This window comes from Streptomyces sp. NPDC046870 (genome assembly GCF_040704595.1).
Lineage (GTDB): Bacteria > Actinomycetota > Actinomycetes > Streptomycetales > Streptomycetaceae > Streptomyces > Streptomyces argyrophylli.
Map to the genome: position 1 here is coordinate 377,868 of NZ_JBEYXM010000002.1, position 15,694 is coordinate 393,561.

13 protein-coding genes are annotated in these 15,694 nt (G+C 71.3%); 10 read left to right on the forward strand and 3 right to left on the reverse strand.

Going from position 1 to position 15,694, the window contains the following annotated elements:
* Positions 1-51 precede the first annotated feature (51 nt).
* The 3 genes from xseA to AB0946_RS06165 all read left to right on the forward strand — a co-directional run bounded on the left by xseA (position 52) and on the right by AB0946_RS06165 (position 2,226).
* A complete protein-coding gene (xseA, locus tag AB0946_RS06155; RefSeq protein ID WP_366759412.1) occupies positions 52-1,260 on the forward strand; it encodes an exodeoxyribonuclease VII large subunit in 1,209 nt (402 codons plus the stop codon).
* A complete protein-coding gene (locus tag AB0946_RS06160) occupies positions 1,257-1,490 on the forward strand; it encodes an exodeoxyribonuclease VII small subunit (protein WP_366759413.1) in 234 nt (77 codons plus the stop codon). Before xseA ends, AB0946_RS06160 begins: the two co-directional genes overlap by 4 nt.
* A 145-nt stretch (positions 1,491-1,635) precedes the next feature.
* Complete coding sequence (locus AB0946_RS06165; RefSeq protein ID WP_366759414.1) at positions 1,636-2,226, forward strand: malonic semialdehyde reductase; 591 nt, start codon at positions 1,636-1,638, stop codon at positions 2,224-2,226.
* A gap of 102 nt (positions 2,227-2,328) precedes the next feature.
* Here AB0946_RS06165 and AB0946_RS06170 read toward each other — a convergent pair whose 3' ends face one another.
* The gene (locus AB0946_RS06170) at positions 2,329-2,856 is read right to left on the reverse strand and encodes a DUF4245 domain-containing protein (protein ID WP_366759415.1); all 528 of its coding nucleotides are present in this window, start codon (positions 2,854-2,856) and stop codon (positions 2,329-2,331) included.
* Between the two features lie 126 nt (positions 2,857-2,982).
* On the opposite strand from AB0946_RS06170, the gene glpX reads away from it, so the two are divergent.
* Positions 2,983-4,020, forward strand: coding sequence for a class II fructose-bisphosphatase (gene glpX / locus AB0946_RS06175; protein ID WP_366759416.1), 1,038 nt, complete (start codon positions 2,983-2,985; stop codon positions 4,018-4,020).
* Between the two features lie 76 nt (positions 4,021-4,096).
* Here glpX and AB0946_RS06180 read toward each other — a convergent pair whose 3' ends face one another.
* Positions 4,097-4,471: a WhiB family transcriptional regulator gene (locus tag AB0946_RS06180; RefSeq protein ID WP_366759417.1), complete on the reverse strand. Its 375-nt coding sequence runs from the start codon at positions 4,469-4,471 to the stop codon at positions 4,097-4,099.
* A gap of 125 nt (positions 4,472-4,596) precedes the next feature.
* A complete protein-coding gene (locus AB0946_RS06185) occupies positions 4,597-5,286 on the reverse strand; it encodes a DUF1707 domain-containing protein (protein ID WP_366759418.1) in 690 nt (229 codons plus the stop codon).
* A 145-nt stretch (positions 5,287-5,431) separates the two neighbouring features.
* Between AB0946_RS06185 and AB0946_RS06190 the strand changes: the two genes are divergently transcribed.
* The 6 genes from AB0946_RS06190 to AB0946_RS06215 all read left to right on the forward strand — a co-directional run bounded on the left by AB0946_RS06190 (position 5,432) and on the right by AB0946_RS06215 (position 15,662).
* The gene (locus AB0946_RS06190; protein ID WP_366759419.1) at positions 5,432-7,099 is read left to right on the forward strand and encodes a fumarate hydratase; all 1,668 of its coding nucleotides are present in this window, start codon (positions 5,432-5,434) and stop codon (positions 7,097-7,099) included.
* A 149-nt stretch (positions 7,100-7,248) separates the two neighbouring features.
* Positions 7,249-7,614, forward strand: coding sequence for a hypothetical protein (locus tag AB0946_RS06195; protein WP_366759420.1), 366 nt, complete (start codon positions 7,249-7,251; stop codon positions 7,612-7,614).
* A gap of 12 nt (positions 7,615-7,626) precedes the next feature.
* A complete protein-coding gene (locus AB0946_RS06200; RefSeq protein WP_366759421.1) occupies positions 7,627-10,983 on the forward strand; it encodes an NACHT domain-containing protein in 3,357 nt (1,118 codons plus the stop codon).
* A 58-nt stretch (positions 10,984-11,041) separates the two neighbouring features.
* Positions 11,042-12,439 carry a class II fumarate hydratase gene (locus AB0946_RS06205; protein WP_366759422.1) on the forward strand — a complete coding sequence of 466 codons (1,398 nt, stop codon included), beginning with the start codon at positions 11,042-11,044 and terminating at the stop codon, positions 12,437-12,439.
* A gap of 84 nt (positions 12,440-12,523) precedes the next feature.
* Entirely contained in the window at positions 12,524-13,213 is a 690-nt protein-coding gene (locus AB0946_RS06210; RefSeq protein WP_366759423.1) for a DUF402 domain-containing protein, read from the forward strand.
* Positions 13,214-13,523: 310 nt separating this feature from the next.
* A complete protein-coding gene (locus AB0946_RS06215; RefSeq protein ID WP_366759424.1) occupies positions 13,524-15,662 on the forward strand; it encodes a SpoIIE family protein phosphatase in 2,139 nt (712 codons plus the stop codon).
* Positions 15,663-15,694 lie beyond the last annotated feature (32 nt).

Here is a 15,694-nt window from a genome sequence, read left to right on the forward strand (position 1 = left end):
CCCGCTACGCGCGCAGCCGGACTGTCGGTGGCGGCCATTACGCTCGACGCCATGGCTGTGAACACGTCTCCCGAGACCCCCCTCCCCGTGGGCGAGATCTCCCGGCTGATCGGCGGCTGGATCGACCGGCTCGGCGCGGTGTGGGTCGAGGGGCAGATCACGCAGCTGTCCCGCCGCCCCGGCGCCGGCGTCGTGTTCCTGACGCTGCGCGACCCGTCGTACGACATCTCCGTGAGTGTCACCTGCTACCGCCAGGTGTTCGACGCGGTCGCGGACGTCGTCGGCGAGGGCGCCCGTGTCGTGGTCCTGGCGAAGCCCGAGTGGTACGCCCCGCGCGGCCAGCTGTCGCTGCGCGCCGCCGAGATTAGGCCCGTCGGCGTCGGTGAGCTGCTGGCCCGGCTGGAGCAGCTGAAGAAGGCCCTCGCGGCCGAGGGCCTGTTCGCGCCGGAGCGGAAGAAGCCGCTGCCGTTCCTGCCGCAGCTGATCGGGCTGGTGTGCGGCCGGGCCTCCGCCGCGGAGCGGGACGTGCTGGAGAACGCCCGGCACCGCTGGCCCGCCGTCCGCTTCGAGGTGCGCAACGTCCCGGTGCAGGGCGTGCACGCGGTCCCGCAGGTCGTGCAGGCGGTGAAGGAGCTCGACGCGATCGACGAGGTGGACGTGATCATCGTCGCGCGCGGTGGCGGCAGTGTGGAGGACCTGCTGCCCTTCTCCGACGAGCAGCTGGTGCGGGCCGTGGCCGAGTGCCGTACGCCCGTGGTGTCCGCGATCGGGCACGAGCCGGACAACCCGCTGCTGGACCACGTCGCCGATCTGCGCGCCTCCACGCCGACCGACGCGGCGAAGAAGGTCGTGCCGGACGTCGGCGAGGAGCTGGAGCGGGTGCGGATGCTGCGGGACCGCGCGCGGCGCTGCGTGAACGCGTATCTGGAACGGGAGGAGCGGGGGCTGGCACACGCGCTGGCGCGGCCCTCGATAGAGGATCCGCACCGGATGATCGACGAGCGGGCCGACCATGTGGCGGCGCTCCTCGAACGCAGCCGGCGGACCCTGGGGCACCTGCTGGACCGGGCGGACTCGGAGCTGACGCACACGCACGCGCGCGTGGTGGCCCTGTCCCCCGCAGCGACGCTCCAGCGCGGTTACGCGGTGCTGCAACGGGCGGACGGGCACGTGGTGCGCGATCCGGCCGGGGTGACGGCGGGCGAGGAGCTGCGCGCCCGTGTCGCCGAGGGTGAATTCACAGTGAAGGTGGGCGAATGACGAGCAAGGTGGACGAGACGCTGTCGTACGAGCAGGCGCGCGACGAGCTGATCGAGGTCGTACGGCGGCTGGAGGCGGGTGGTACGTCGCTGGAGGAGTCGCTGGCGCTGTGGGAGCGCGGCGAGGAGCTGGCCAGGGTGTGCCGGCGCTGGCTGGAGGGGGCCCGGGCCCGGCTGGACGCGGCGCTTGCCGAGGAGGAAGGGGACGGGGAGGCGGCGGGCGGCGAGTAGGGGGCCGCGCGGGTCGCTTCACCGGGTTGTGAAGCGGGTCACCGCACCCCCGATTTAGTTGAAGGTTAAACCTCACGTGCCGTAGGGTCGGCGACGTCAGCCGGTCCGGCACCCCGGGCCGGACGCGCCCCCGAGGAAAGTCACCATGTCTCTCGTTCTTGACCCCGCCGCCCAGGACCTGCTGTTCCGCGAGGCCCGCACCGCGAACACCTTCACCGGGGAGCCGGTGACCGAGGAGCAGGTTCAGGCGATCTACGACCTGGTCAAGTACGGCCCCACCGCCTTCAACCAGACCCCGCTGCGCATCACCCTGGTCCGCTCGGCCGAGGCCCGCGAGCGCCTGGTGCAGCACATGGCCGAGGGCAACCGGGCCAAGACCGCCACCGCCCCGCTGGTCGCGATCCTCTCCGCGGACAACGAGTTCCACGAGGAGCTGCCGGCCCTGTTCCCGGCCTTCCCGCAGGCCAAGGACGTCCTGTTCGCCGAGCGCCCTGCCCGCGAGGGCTCCGCCACCCTGAACGCCGCGCTCCAGGCCGCCTACTTCATCGTCGGCGTCCGCGCCGCCGGCCTCGCCGCCGGGCCGATGACCGGCTTCGACCACGAGGGCGTCCGCAAGGAGTTCCTGGACGACGACCACACCCCGCTGATGGTCGTCAACATCGGCAAGCCCGGCCCGGACGCCTGGTACCCGCGCGGCCCGCGCCTGGCCTACGAGGACGTCGTCACGACCGTCTGAGCCGCGCGGGCACGTCGAGAGCCCGCCGCGAGCACGCGAAGAGGCCCCCGGCACCGCCGGGGGCCTCTTCGCGCGTCCACGGTCCGTGCGGGGCCGGACGGGTCACCCCGTCTTCAGTGCCGCCGCCATCGTCCTCAGCTCCTCGGCGGAGCCGGTGCCGGCCACCACCGTCGTGGAGCCGGGCGTGTCCTTGAGCACCAGGGCGTCGTACCGGCCGCCGCTGTAGCGGGTCCAGGTGCGGCCGCCGATCTCCTCGGTCCGCCCGGTCGCCGACGCGCCCTGGCTGGCCTGGTCGATGAACTCGGCGGGCTTCTGCGTGGACTGCTCGACCTGGACGTACTGGCCGTCCGGGGTCTGGAAGCCGATGTGCCAGCGGTCGGACTTCTCGCCCTGGAAGCGTACGGAGGTCGCCTTCCAGGTACCCGGCAGGCCCTCGGGCGCGGCCACCGGGTAGCTCGCCGCCCGGCGGGCCGTGACCAGCTCGACCCGGTAGTCGACCCGCTTGAGGTCGGGAGCGTGATCGTCGTGCGGGATGGCGATGAAGTAGACGACCAGTCCCACGATGGCGATCACGACCAGGGAGAGAATCATGTCCCGGGCCGTCTTCTGCTTGCCGTTCGAACCTGCCACGCCTCCTATCGTCGCAGGTGCCCCAAGCGCTCATCCGTGGGGTCCCCTGCTCATTTTGTCTGCCTAACGATAGAGTCGGGTCCAGACCCTCATCCGGCCGTCGTCGTATCAGAAAGGTGCGCTCCGATGACCGAAAACCACCATCATCTGCCGTCCGAGCTGGACGTTCCCTCCGAGGCTCCCGACCGCAACCTCGCCCTGGAACTCGTCCGCGTGACCGAGGCCGCCGCGATGGCCGCGGGCCGCTGGGTCGGGCGCGGCGACAAGAACGGCGCCGACGGTGCCGCGGTGCGCGCCATGCGGACCCTGGTCTCCACCGTGTCGATGAACGGCGTGGTCGTCATCGGCGAGGGCGAGAAGGACGAGGCCCCGATGCTCTTCAACGGGGAGCACGTGGGCGACGGCACCGGTCCCGAGGTCGACATCGCCGTCGACCCGATCGACGGCACCACGCTGACGGCCAAGGGCATGCCGAACGCGATCGCCGTCCTCGCCGCCGCCGAGCGCGGCGCGATGTTCGACCCGTCCGCCGTGTTCTACATGGACAAGCTGGTCACCGGCCCCGACGCGGCGGACTTCGTCGACATCAACGCGCCCGTGGCGGTGAACATCCGGCGGATCGCCAAGGCCAAGCGGTCCTCGCCGGAGGACGTGACCGTCGTCATCCTCGACCGGCCGCGGCACGAAGGTCTGATCCGCGAGGTCCGGGACGCCGGCGCGCGCATCAAGCTGATCTCCGACGGCGACGTGGCCGGCTCCGTGTACGCGCTGCGCGAGGGCACCGGCGTCGACCTGCTGCTCGGCATCGGCGGCACCCCGGAGGGCATCATCTCGGCCTGTGCCGTGAAGTGCCTGGGCGGGACGATCCAGGGCAAGCTGTGGCCCAAGGACGACGAGGAGCGGCAGCGGGCCATCGACGCCGGGCACGACCTGGACCGGGTGCTCACCACCGACGACCTGGTGTCCGGGGAGAACGTGTTCTTCGTCGCCACCGGGATCACCGACGGGGAGCTGCTGCGGGGGGTCCGCTACCGGTCGGAGACCGCGCTGACCGAGTCGATCGTGATGCGGTCGAAGTCGGGGACGGTACGGAGGATCTTCTCCGAGCACCGGCTGAGCAAGCTGCGCGCCTACAGCGCGATCGACTTCGACCGGGCCAAGTAGGGGCGCCCGCTCCTCCCCGCGCTCCCGGGCAGGGAAGCGCCCTCGGTGCGGAGAGGGCGCCCCTGCTCCACGCGCTTCAGCCCGCCATGCGGTCGGCCGCCGCCCGCGCCGCCTTCTTCAGCTCCAGCTCCCTGCGGCGGCGCCTGGCCAGGACCACCCGGCGTTCGGCCGCCGTGAGGCCGCCCCAGACGCCGTAGGGCTCGGGCTGGAGGAGGGCGTGTTCGCGGCACTCGACCATCACCGGGCAGCGGGAACAGACCCGCTTGGCCGCCTCTTCGCGGGACAGCCGGGCGGCGGTCGGTTCCTTCGACGGGGCGAAGAACAGCCCGGCCTCGTCGCGCCGGCACACCGCCTCGGTGTGCCAGGGGGCGTCTTGGTCCCTGTCTCGCGCCGGCACCCGCTGGGCCGGAACGGCGGCGACCTGCAGGGACGAACGCGGCGGTTGCAGCACGGTCTACTCCTGACGACGGCTTCGCGAGCGAGAGACGATGCAGCAAGGCCTACCCGCTGTGCGCGCGCCTATGCACAGCGTTCCCGTCGGCCGGCGCGCGGCGCGGCCGTTCACGCCCCCCGGGGTCAGTGCCCCAGGTGTCTGCGCAGCTTGCGGTCCACCTTGTCCTGGACGCGTTCCAGGATGTCCGCCACGAGCCTGCCCCGCTTGGGCCGCGCCTCCACGTTGCCGAGGACGGCCCAGCCGTCGACGTAGACCACCGGCGCGTGGGCGTCCACGGAGTCCAGCGGGCTCACCTCGAAGTTGCCCAGCACGCCGCCGCCGGTGCCGCGCAGCGAGATGTTCTCCGGCACGCGGATCTGGACGTCGCCGAAGACGGAGACCGCCTTGATGACCACCTGCTGGTACTCGAAGATCGCCTCACTGAGGTCGATCTCGACGCTGCCGAAGACGGCGTACGCGTGCAGCCGGCGTCCGGCCCGCCAGCGGCCCCGGCGCACGGCGCTGCTGAAGACCGCCACCACGTTGGCGTCGGCCTCCACCGGGATCGCGCCCGGGGTGGGCCGGGGCGGCACCGGCGCGTAGGCGGAGGCGGTGGGTTGCTGATGGGCGGCCGGCAGGTCCCGGATGAAGACCTCCAGCTCACCCACCGTCTTGGCGTGCAGCACCCCGTCCACGCGCTCGGCGTGCTCGTCGGCGGTCAGCCGGCCCTCGGCCAGGGCCTCGCGGAGGATGTCGGCGACCCGGTCGCGATCGGCGTCGGAGGCGCGCAGCTCGGTGGCGGGTGTGGGTGCGGTCTGCTTCTGAAGGTCCACGACGGCAGCGTACCCACACACGATAGATCGCGACACCCCTGACTGAGCCCGACCTCACAGGTTCGCCGCCGGCGGCAGGTTCTACGCTGAGCAGGCCCGCCAGCGTCGGCGGGCGGCCGTCCGTCAGAGTGAGGAATGGGCTGAGATGCCTGAGTTCGAGTACACCGATCTGCTCCCCCAGGGCGAGGACACCACCCCGTACCGGCTGGTGACCTCCGAGGGCGTCTCCACGGTCGAGGGGCCCGACGGGCGGACGTTCCTCAAGGTGGAGCCGGAGGCGCTGCGCAAGCTGGCCGAGGAGGCCGTCCACGACATCCAGCACTACCTGCGCCCGGCCCACCTCGCCCAGCTCCGCCGGATCATCGACGACCCGGAGGCGTCGGGGAACGACAAGTTCGTCGCGCTGGACCTGCTGAAGAACGCCAACATCGCGGCGGCCGGCGTGCTGCCCATGTGCCAGGACACCGGCACGGCGATCGTCATGGGCAAGCGCGGCCAGAACGTGCTGACGGCCGGCGAGGACGAGAAGCACCTCTCCCACGGCGTCTACGACGCCTACACCAAGCTGAACCTGCGCTACTCGCAGATGGCTCCGCTCACCATGTGGGAGGAGAAGAACACCGGCTCCAACCTGCCCGCGCAGATCGAGCTGTACGCGACCGACGGCGGCGCCTACAAGTTCCTGTTCATGGCGAAGGGCGGCGGCTCGGCCAACAAGTCCTTCCTGTACCAGGAGACGAAGGCCGTCCTGAACGAGTCCTCCATGATGAAGTTCCTGGAGGAGAAGATCCGCTCGCTCGGTACGGCCGCCTGCCCGCCCTACCACCTGGCGATCGTCGTCGGCGGCACCAGCGCCGAGTACGCGCTGAAGACCGCGAAGTACGCCTCCGCGCACTACCTGGACAACCTCCCGGCCGAGGGTTCGCCGCTCGGCCACGGCTTCCGGGACAAGGAGCTGGAGGAGAAGGTCTTCGAGCTGACCCAGAAGATCGGTATCGGCGCGCAGTTCGGCGGCAAGTACTTCTGCCACGACGTCCGCGTGGTCCGCCTGCCCCGGCACGGCGCGTCCTGCCCGGTCGCCATCGCCGTCTCCTGCTCGGCCGACCGCCAGGCGGTCGCGAAGATCACCGCCGAGGGCGTCTTCCTGGAGCAGCTGGAGACCGACCCGGCGCGCTTCCTGCCGGACACCACGGACGAGCACCTGGAAGAGGGCGACGTCGTCAGGATCGACCTCAACCAGCCGATGGACACGATCCTCGCGGAGCTGACCAAGTACCCGGTGAAGACCCGCCTGTCGCTGACCGGCCCGCTGGTCGTGGCCCGCGACATCGCGCACGCCAAGATCAAGGAGCGGCTGGACGCGGGCGAGGAGATGCCGCAGTACCTGAAGGACCACCCGGTGTACTACGCCGGCCCGGCGAAGACGCCCGAGGGCTACGCCTCGGGTTCCTTCGGCCCGACCACGGCCGGCCGCATGGACTCCTACGTGGAGCAGTTCCAGGCGGCGGGCGGCTCCAAGGTGATGCTCGCCAAGGGCAACCGCAGCAAGCAGGTCACCGACGCGTGTGCCGCCCACGGCGGTTTCTACCTCGGCTCCATCGGCGGCCCGGCCGCCCGTCTCGCCCAGGACTGCATCAAGAAGGTGGAGGTCCTGGAGTACGAGGAGCTGGGCATGGAGGCGGTCTGGAAGATCGAGGTCGAGGACTTCCCGGCGTTCATCGTGGTGGACGACAAGGGGAACGACTTCTTCACCGACCCGGCCCCGCAGCCGACGTTCACGTCGATCCCGGTACGGGGACCTGGTCTGGCCTGACCTGGACGTGCCGAGGGGCGGCGGAGCGCACTCCGCTGCCCCTCGTGCGTTCATAGGGGGCACGAATGGCTTCGGGGCGCTTCCCGCCCGGTCGCAGTGCACCGGCCCCTATGCTGACGGTAAGTCACCCGTTCGGGGGGAGTGGGCATATGACCTTTCACCAGGAGAACTGGCAACTGCACGGCAGCAAGGTCTACAACATCGGCGGGGATCTCCGGCTCACCGAGCAGAGCAGCCCACAGGAGTTCGCCGCGGTGCTCCAGGAACTACGCGCCCGGCTGGCGGCCTTGGAAACCCTGCCCGAGGCCGACCGCCGGGACATCGACGAGGACCTCGCGGCCGCCGATTCCGACGCGGACGGCGACGAGACCGACACGGCCCAGGGTGACGTGGTGGCCGGACGCCTGAGCAGGATCGCGAACCGTCTACGTGCCCTCGGCGGCACGGCCACCGCGGCCGTCGAACTCGGAGCCGCAGTGGACACGCTGGCGCAGTTCGCCGGTCAGCATCTCTGAACGGGCATTGCCATGGCGGCCCCAGACACCTCGGGACCCGTCGATCCGGCGAGTCCCGCCACCCCGGCTCCTGGCGTCCCGGCGGGCGAGAGGCCGGCGCCGCAGCGCACGGAGCAGCCCATCGAACGGCTGCTTCCGCAGGCCAGCGAAGTCCTGCGGCCCCTGCTCCGCAGACTGGCCGACGAACTGGAACAGTCCCCTGCCTCCTATGACGACGGGATCGTCCAAGCCCTCGTTCTCTTCGCCGAGGAGGCCGACCGACGACTCGGCGAGGAGGGCGATCTCAGGGACGTACTCGACGCCGGTTCCACCCTACGCCCGCGGGACTTCAGCCAGCCTGGCTGGACGGTGGACACCGTGAACAACGCAGAGCGGATCTTCTTCACCACGGTCCGGGTGGTACTGAACGAGCCGACGCCCCGCTCCTCCGTCCCAGCCCCGCCACCGCCACCAGCTGACGGACCCGAGTTCCGCAAGGCTGTCGCCACCACCCTGCTCAACAAGCTGGCTTACCGCCAGAACGAGATCAACTGGTTGGACGAGACCTTCGTGGAGCTGACAGCCATCGTGGAGGACGTGGACGGCTACCCGGCAACAGGCCGACGCAGCCTGCTGCGCCGGCGCGGCCGGTATGCGACCCGTCCGCTGACCCAGGTGCTCGCCGATCCGGAAACCGACCTGGTCCTCCTCCAGGGCGCGCCCGGCGCCGGCAAGAGCGTGGCCCTGCGTCAACACGCCAAGGCCCGCCTGTCCGACATCCGCGACGGCCGGACACCGGACGCACCGTTGCCGCTCTACGTCAACCTGCGCGAGCTGAAAGCGAAGCCCCACGAGATCAACGCCCAACTGCTGCGGAAGTACGTGGTCGAGCAGACCGCGTCCAGGGGCAGCACCGAGCTGACGGCCTATTTCGCGCACTGCTTCGACGAGGATGTCCGTCAGCGTCGGGTCACCCTGCTGTTCGACTCCTTCGACGAGATTCCGGCGATCCTGGGCAGCGCCACCGTCGACAAGGCCCTCAAGCCGTACGTGGACACGGTCATCGAGTTCGTCGGAGGCGGTGGCCGGTGCATCGTGGCGTCCCGCGAGTACAAAGGACCACGTGCGGTGGGCTGGACCCGGCTCCAGATCCTCGGCCTGTCGCCCGCGCAGCAGGAGGACTTCCTGCACCGGGCGGGGCTCGACCGAAGCCGTATCGACCTGATACAGCCGCTGTTGACGGATCCACGGCACGGCTTCGCGGTGGAGTTGCAGAACCCGCTGAGCCTGTCACTCCTCGCGGACTACGTGAGAACCAGGAACGTCCTGCCGGACCGGCCCAGCGCGCTGTTCGAGAGTTACGTCGGCGAGCGGCTGGGCCCCGCGCTGCTCACCCTCGGCCTGCGCGAGGGCACCGAGGAACGCATCGTCGAGCAGCGGCGGACCGAGGACTTCCTCGCTGAGTTCGCCTTCCGTCTGACGTCGAGCCGTGGCGAGCTGTCAGTGGACGAGCAGAGCTACCTGGACGACATCGAGGAGTCGGCCGGCGGAGACCGCCATGCGCGTGACCGGCTGCTCGGTGTGCTTCGCGAGTCCAGGCTGCTGATCCAGCTGCCCGAGTACTCGGGCCGGCGCCGGATCTCCTTCGGTCACCGACGGGTCCAGCAGTACTTCGCGAGCCAGTACGTCGCCGGCCATCCGTCGGCCGTACCGGTGCGCGAACTGGCCACGCACGGCAAGTGGCGCGAGACCGCGGTGACCGTCCTGCAGGTCGGCTCAGCGGAGGTCACGGGCCCGCTGCTGGCGGAGCTGGCCAAGGTGCTGGCGGCCGAGTGGGACAGATACCAGGAGACGGAGACCGGCAGCAGGGAGCAGCACCACTCACGGTCGGCATACGAGGCAGCCGCCGGCGCTGGTCCCCGCGTGCCGTCGGCGCATGCGTCGTTCCAGTGGTCATCGGACGCCGTGCACTGCCTGGAACTGCTCACGGCCGCTTTCCACGGACGGCTGGACCGACCGCCCGCGTCGGTCGAGGAACTGGTCGCGTCACTCGTGTCGGCCGCCTGGGAACGCGGCAGCGTCAGTGATCGCAAGTTCGCCGTCGACTGTCTGCCTCTCCTGTCACAAGCCACCCGGGAGCGGTACATCGACCTGGCCTTCTCGGGGGAGAGCAATTGGATTCGGGCTACCGCTCTGCGTGACTGTGCGACGCTTCCCGCGCTATCGCCCGCCATTGCCCGCTCGATCCGCCGACTGCTGATCACGATGCTCAACGAACGGTCGCTGGCCGCGGAGTCCCATGCCGTGGATGTCGATCTCCAGAGGCTGCGTCGCAGTGACGACCTGGTCCGAGTGCGCAGGGTGATCAGCCGTACTCCACTGGGGCTTAGCCTGCTGTGCGCGCTACACGCACTCGTCGGTCTGGCCATCAGCCCCACGTGGTGGAGCCTGCGGGCAGAAGTGCTGTGGTGGTGGCTGTTTCCGTTCTTCATCTTCTGGTGGTTCCAGTCCAGTCGCCCGCTGTCCTATGGGGCAGCCATGGGCAGGGGCCGGCGGCTGGTGGAGCGGGTCGCACGCCGACTGGGCTGGCAGATGCCGGAGATCGAAGCCGACACCATCATGGGCCTGGCGGTGATGGCGGCCGGCGTGAACGCGGGCTGGGTGGTCGGGTGGGGCATCGCGCGGATCGTGACCGACCACGTCGCCACCGGGGTTGCACATCTCGCGCTGTACGCGCCGCTCAGCGTCGCCACACTCCTATGGGGACCGAGTGTGCTCTATCTGGCCTATTACGGCACCTCGGCCCGGGAGCTCAGCACGGGCCGCCTGATCCTGGCCATTGCGGCCGCGGCCCGGATCAAGGAACATCCGATCCGAAGGCTGTCCGCCCTCGACTGGCTGCGGTTCGTACTGCTGGCGGTGGGACGGTACGTGCTCACCTCGGGGCCCTTCCTGCTGCTCTACTACCTCCTGTCACTGGCCGGCCCCACGGGCCGGACCATCTCGCTGGCCGTGGCCGCCACCTTGGCGGCGATCTTCCCACTGATCTTCCTCGTCGCATCTGTGCGCGAGTTCCGCAGCCACCGTCGTGTCCGGCGCGCAGTGCGGCGGGGCAGCCAGGGCAACACCCAGTTCTTCGAGAACATGTTCTCGCTGCAGAACGCCGACGAGGCCGCTGAGTACGTGCAGCTTGTGCGGGGCAGCCCCGCCCTCGGCTCGCTCGGTCTGGATCAGCACCAGGTGCGGGCTTGCATCGGCCTCTTGCAGAACGGAGCCGAGTCCTCCGCGGACAACGACGGGCACAACCTGTGCCGATTGGTCAAGTGGCAGGGCAACCAGGGGTTGATCGACCAGTTGGGCCGACTGGACGAACAATTGCGCGCGCGCTGACCGACAGCGGGAACACAGCCGTCGACAGCGGTGCTCTCCTAGACGGAGGTGATCGGCAGTGGCCGACGAAGAGCAGGAATACCGCATCGAACATGACTCCATGGGCGAGGTCCGCGTCCCGGCCCACGCCAAGTGGCGGGCGCAGACGCAGCGTGCCGTGGAGAACTTCCCGGTCTCCGGACAGCGCATCGAGCGGGCGCACATCGAGGCGCTGGCCCGCATCAAGGCGGCGGCGGCCAAGGTGAACGCCGAGCTGGGCGTGCTGGACAAGGACATCGCGGAGGCCATCCAGGACGCGGCCGGCGAGGTCGCCGCGGGGAAGTGGGACGAGCACTTCCCGGTGGACGTGTTCCAGACGGGTTCGGGGACCTCGTCCAACATGAACACCAACGAGGTCATCGCGACGCTGGCGACCGAGCGGCTCGGCCGGGACGTGCATCCCAACGACCACGTGAACGCCTCGCAGTCGTCCAACGACGTCTTCCCGTCGTCCATCCACATCGCGGCCACCGCGGCCGTCACCCACGACCTGATCCCGGCCCTGGAGCACCTCGCCGCCTCCCTGGAGCGCAAGTCCGAGGAGTTCGCGGACGTGGTGAAGTCGGGGCGGACGCACCTGATGGACGCCACGCCGGTGACGCTCGGGCAGGAGTTCGGCGGGTACGCGGCCCAGGTGCGGTACGGCGTCGAGCGGCTCAGGGCCTCCCTCCCGCGCCTCGCCGAGCTCCCGCTGGGCGGCACGGCCGTCGGCACCGGCATCAACACCCCGCCCGGCTTCTCCGCCGCCGTCATCGAGGAGGTCGCCCGGGCGACCGGGCTGCCGCTGACCGAGGCCCGCGACCACTTCGAGGCGCAGGGCGCCCGGGACGGCGTCGTGGAGACCAGCGGTCAGCTGCGGACCATCGCGGTCGGCCTGACGAAGATCGCCAACGATCTGCGCTGGATGTCCTCCGGGCCGCGCACCGGTCTCGCCGAGATCCGGCTGCCCGACCTCCAGCCCGGCTCCTCGATCATGCCCGGCAAGGTGAACCCGGTGGTCCCGGAGGCCGTGCTGATGGTCGCCGCGCAGGTCGTCGGGAACGACGCCACCATCGCCACCGCGGGCGCCGCAGGCAACTTCGAACTGAACGTCATGCTCCCGGTCATCGCCAAGAACGTCCTGGAGTCGGTCCGGCTGCTCGCCAACGTCTCGCGGCTGCTGGCCGACCGGACCGTCGACGGCATCACCGCCGACCGCGAACGCGCCCGCGAGTACGCCGAGTCGTCCCCGTCGGTGGTGACCCCGCTGAACAAGTACATCGGGTACGAGGAGGCCGCGAAGGTCGCCAAGAAGTCGCTCGCCGAGCGCAAGACGATCCGCCAAGTCGTCCTGGAGAGCGGGTACGTGGAGCGCGGCGACCTGACGCTGGAACAGCTGGACGAGGCGCTGGACGTCCTGCGGATGACGCGCCCGTAACGGGGGGCGAACCATTCCGGCCACGCGGGTACCGCCGTGACCCGCGCTGCAGCGTCGTGTGTCCCCGGCACCTAATATCTGTGCATGACGGACGACGGAGCGATGACACGAGTGGCGGCGGGACCGGCGACCTACTGGACCCCGGGGACGCACATCCTGTGGCGCTACCGGGCGAACGGCGGCGAGCGGTACCACATCGCCCGGCCGGTCACCGTCGTACGCGACGACGCGGACCTGCTGGCGGTGTGGCTGGCCCCCGGCACCGAGTGCGTGAAGCCGGTCCTGGCCGACGGCACGCCCGTGCACCTGGAGCCGCTGGAGTCCCGGTACACCAAGCCGCGCACGGTCCAGCGCGACCGCTGGTTCGGCACGGGCGTGCTGAAGCTGGCCCAGCCCGGCCGGCCCTGGTCGGTGTGGCTGTTCTGGGAGCCGGGCTGGCGGTTCAAGAACTGGTACGTGAACCTGGAGGAGCCGCTGGTCCGGTGGGCGGGCGGGGTGGACTCCGAGGACCACTTCCTGGACATCTCCGTGCACCCGGACCGCAGTTGGCACTGGCGCGACGAGGACGAGTTCGCGCAGGCCCAGCGGGACGGGCTGATGGACGCGGCGACCGCCGAGCGGGTGCGGGCGGCCGGCCGGGAGGCGGTGGAGGTGATCCGCGCGTGGGGGCCGCCGTTCGCCGACGGCTGGCCGCGCTGGCGCCCGGACCCGTCCTGGACGGTGCCTCCCCTCCCCGAGGACTGGGACCGCACACCCGCGCGCGTATCCTCATGAGACCCTTGATGCGCCCCCAGGCAAGAAACGTAGGATCGTCCTCCGCAGGGGCGTAGAAGAGCAACTTCCGGGGCATGCGCCGGGCTTGACCGATCGTCACCGAGGGGCGGCAGGACGTGAGCGAGGGGTACCAGGGCACCACCACGAAGGCACGCGGAGACCGGTCCGCCGGCCGCGCGGAACTCGCCACCGGCACCACGGCCGCCTGCGACCCGGCCGGAATTCCGTTCCTGGGGCACGTATTGCGGGTATCGGGATGTCGGCGGGACCAACTGCGCGCCCGGCGCAACCGGCGCACAGCCCCGGACGGATGGATGCGACACGCGTGACGGAGCAGCCCACCTCCTTCGAACGCCCCCAGCCGGGCGTCGACCCCGCGGAGACCCGCGGGGCGCTCCTGCGTACCCAGCAGCAGTCCCAGAAGCCTCCGGCACAGCTCGGCGATCCGGCCTTACCCGTACAGGCCCGGGCCGACGGAACGCCGTCCGGACCGGGCACCGCGACCCCCCGTGGCACGGGGAAGGAGCCCGCAGCCGGCCAGGGGAAGGAGCCCTCAGTCAACGGCCCCGAGCACGCCCAGCCCGCCGGCACCGAACCCGACGCCCACCGTCCGCGCCCCGCGCCGGAGACCATCCCGGCGCAGCCCGGCGCCCAGCAGGAGCGGTCGCCGGGCGGTCAGGAGCGCCGTACCGGGCAGGCCGTGCCCCCGGGGCGGCCGATGCCCATGCGGCGCGACGGGGACCGGCTCAGGTTCGTGGGCGCGGCCACCCGGCGGATCGCCCGCGGGCTCGACCTCGACGAGATCGTCATGGGGTTGTGCCGGGCCACGGTGCCGACCTTCTCCGATGCGATCCTGGTCTATCTGCGCGAGCCGCTGCCGGTCGGCGACGAGCGGCCCAGCGGTCCGGTGGTGCTGCGGCTGCGCCGCACGGACCGGATACCCCCCGAGCGGGACACCGACGGGGTGCTGCTGCCGCCGGCGTTCGAGCCGGAGCCGGAGCCGTCCGTGCTGTCGGACCTGTCGTCGCTCACCGCCGAACTGTGCGAGGTGCGGCCGGGCGGGGCGCTGAACGAGGTGCTGCGCGGGGTGCGCCCGGTGTTCGCCGACGCGCCCGCCGCCCGGGACGCGCTGCCCGAGCTGCTCGGCGAGGGCGGTGAGGCGGTCGTACCGGGCGGGCGGCACGCGATCCTCGCGCCGCTGCGCGGCCGGCGCCGGGTGATCGGCGCGGCCCTGTTCCTGCGCCGCCCGGACCGGCTCGCGTTCGAGGCGGACGACCTGCTGGTGGCCGCGCAGCTGGCCACGCACAGCGCGCTCGGCATCGACAAAGCGGTGCTGTACGGCCGCGAGGCGTACATCGCCGACGAGTTGCAGCGCACCATGCTGCCCGAGACCCTCCCCCGGCCGACCGGTGTCCGGCTGGCCTCCCGCTACCTGCCGGCGGCGGAGACCGCGCGGGTCGGCGGCGACTGGTACGACGCGATCCCGCTGCCCGGCAGCCGGGTGGCGCTGGTCGTCGGCGACGTGATGGGCCACTCGATGACCTCGGCGGCGATCATGGGTCAGCTGCGCACCACCGCGCAGACGCTGGCCGGGCTCGACCTGCCGCCGCAGGAGGTGCTGCACCACCTGGACGAGCAGGCGCAGCGCCTGGGCACCGACCGCATGGCGACCTGCCTGTACGCGGTCTACGACCCGGTGACGCACCGCATCACGATCGCCAACGCGGGTCATCCGCCGCCCGTGCTGCTGCACCTGGGCGGCCACGCCGAGGTGCTGCGGGTGCCGTCGGGCGCGCCGATCGGGGTCGGCGGGGTCGACTTCGAGGCGGTGGAGCTGGAGGCGCCCGCCGGGGGGACCCTGCTGCTGTACACCGACGGTCTGGTGGAGTCCCGGCTGCGGGACGTGTGGACCGGCATCGAGCAGCTGCGGGAGAAGCTGGCCGCGACCGCGCGGCTGACCGGCCCGGACCATCCGCCGCCGCTGGAAGCGCTGTGCGACGAGGTGCTGGACATGCTGGGCCCGGGCGACCGGGACGACGACATCGCGCTGCTCGCCGCACGCTTCGACGGGATCGCGCCGAGCGACGTCGCCTACTGGACGCTGGAGCCGGAGGACTCCGCTCCGGGCCAGGCCCGCCGGCTGGCCCGGCGCGCGCTCGCCCGCTGGGACCTGGAGGAGCTGACGGACTCGGTGGAGCTGCTGGTCAGCGAGGTCGTGACGAACGCCGTGCGGTACGCGTCGCGGCCGGTGACGCTGCGGCTGCTGCGCACGGACGTGCTGCGCTGCGAGGTCGGCGACGACGTGCCGCAGCTGCCGCGCCTGCGGCAGGCGCGGGCCACGGACGAGGGCGGGCGCGGCCTGTACCTGGTCAACCGGCTGGCCCGGCGCTGGGGCGCGACCCGGCTGAGCACCGGCAAGGTGGTGTGGTTCGAGCTGAACCGCGGCTGAACGGCCGCCGGCCCCCGCGCCACGCGAAAGGG

What these genes read in the sequence shown, in the direction of transcription:
- AB0946_RS06165 (WP_366759414.1), top strand. Translation starts at nt 1,636, where the DNA reads ATGTCTCTCGTTCTTGACCCCGCCGCCCAGGACCTGCTGTTCCGCGAG.
- glpX (WP_366759416.1), top strand. Translation starts at nt 2,983, where the DNA reads ATGACCGAAAACCACCATCATCTGCCGTCCGAGCTGGACGTTCCCTCC.
- xseA (WP_366759412.1), top strand. Translation starts at nt 52, where the DNA reads ATGGCTGTGAACACGTCTCCCGAGACCCCCCTCCCCGTGGGCGAGATC.
- AB0946_RS06190 (WP_366759419.1), top strand. Translation starts at nt 5,432, where the DNA reads ATGCCTGAGTTCGAGTACACCGATCTGCTCCCCCAGGGCGAGGACACC.
- AB0946_RS06195 (WP_366759420.1), top strand. Translation starts at nt 7,249, where the DNA reads ATGACCTTTCACCAGGAGAACTGGCAACTGCACGGCAGCAAGGTCTAC.
- AB0946_RS06210 (WP_366759423.1), top strand. Translation starts at nt 12,524, where the DNA reads ATGACGGACGACGGAGCGATGACACGAGTGGCGGCGGGACCGGCGACC.
- AB0946_RS06215 (WP_366759424.1), top strand. Translation starts at nt 13,524, where the DNA reads ATGGATGCGACACGCGTGACGGAGCAGCCCACCTCCTTCGAACGCCCC.
- AB0946_RS06200 (WP_366759421.1), top strand. Translation starts at nt 7,627, where the DNA reads ATGGCGGCCCCAGACACCTCGGGACCCGTCGATCCGGCGAGTCCCGCC.
- AB0946_RS06160 (WP_366759413.1), top strand. Translation starts at nt 1,257, where the DNA reads ATGACGAGCAAGGTGGACGAGACGCTGTCGTACGAGCAGGCGCGCGAC.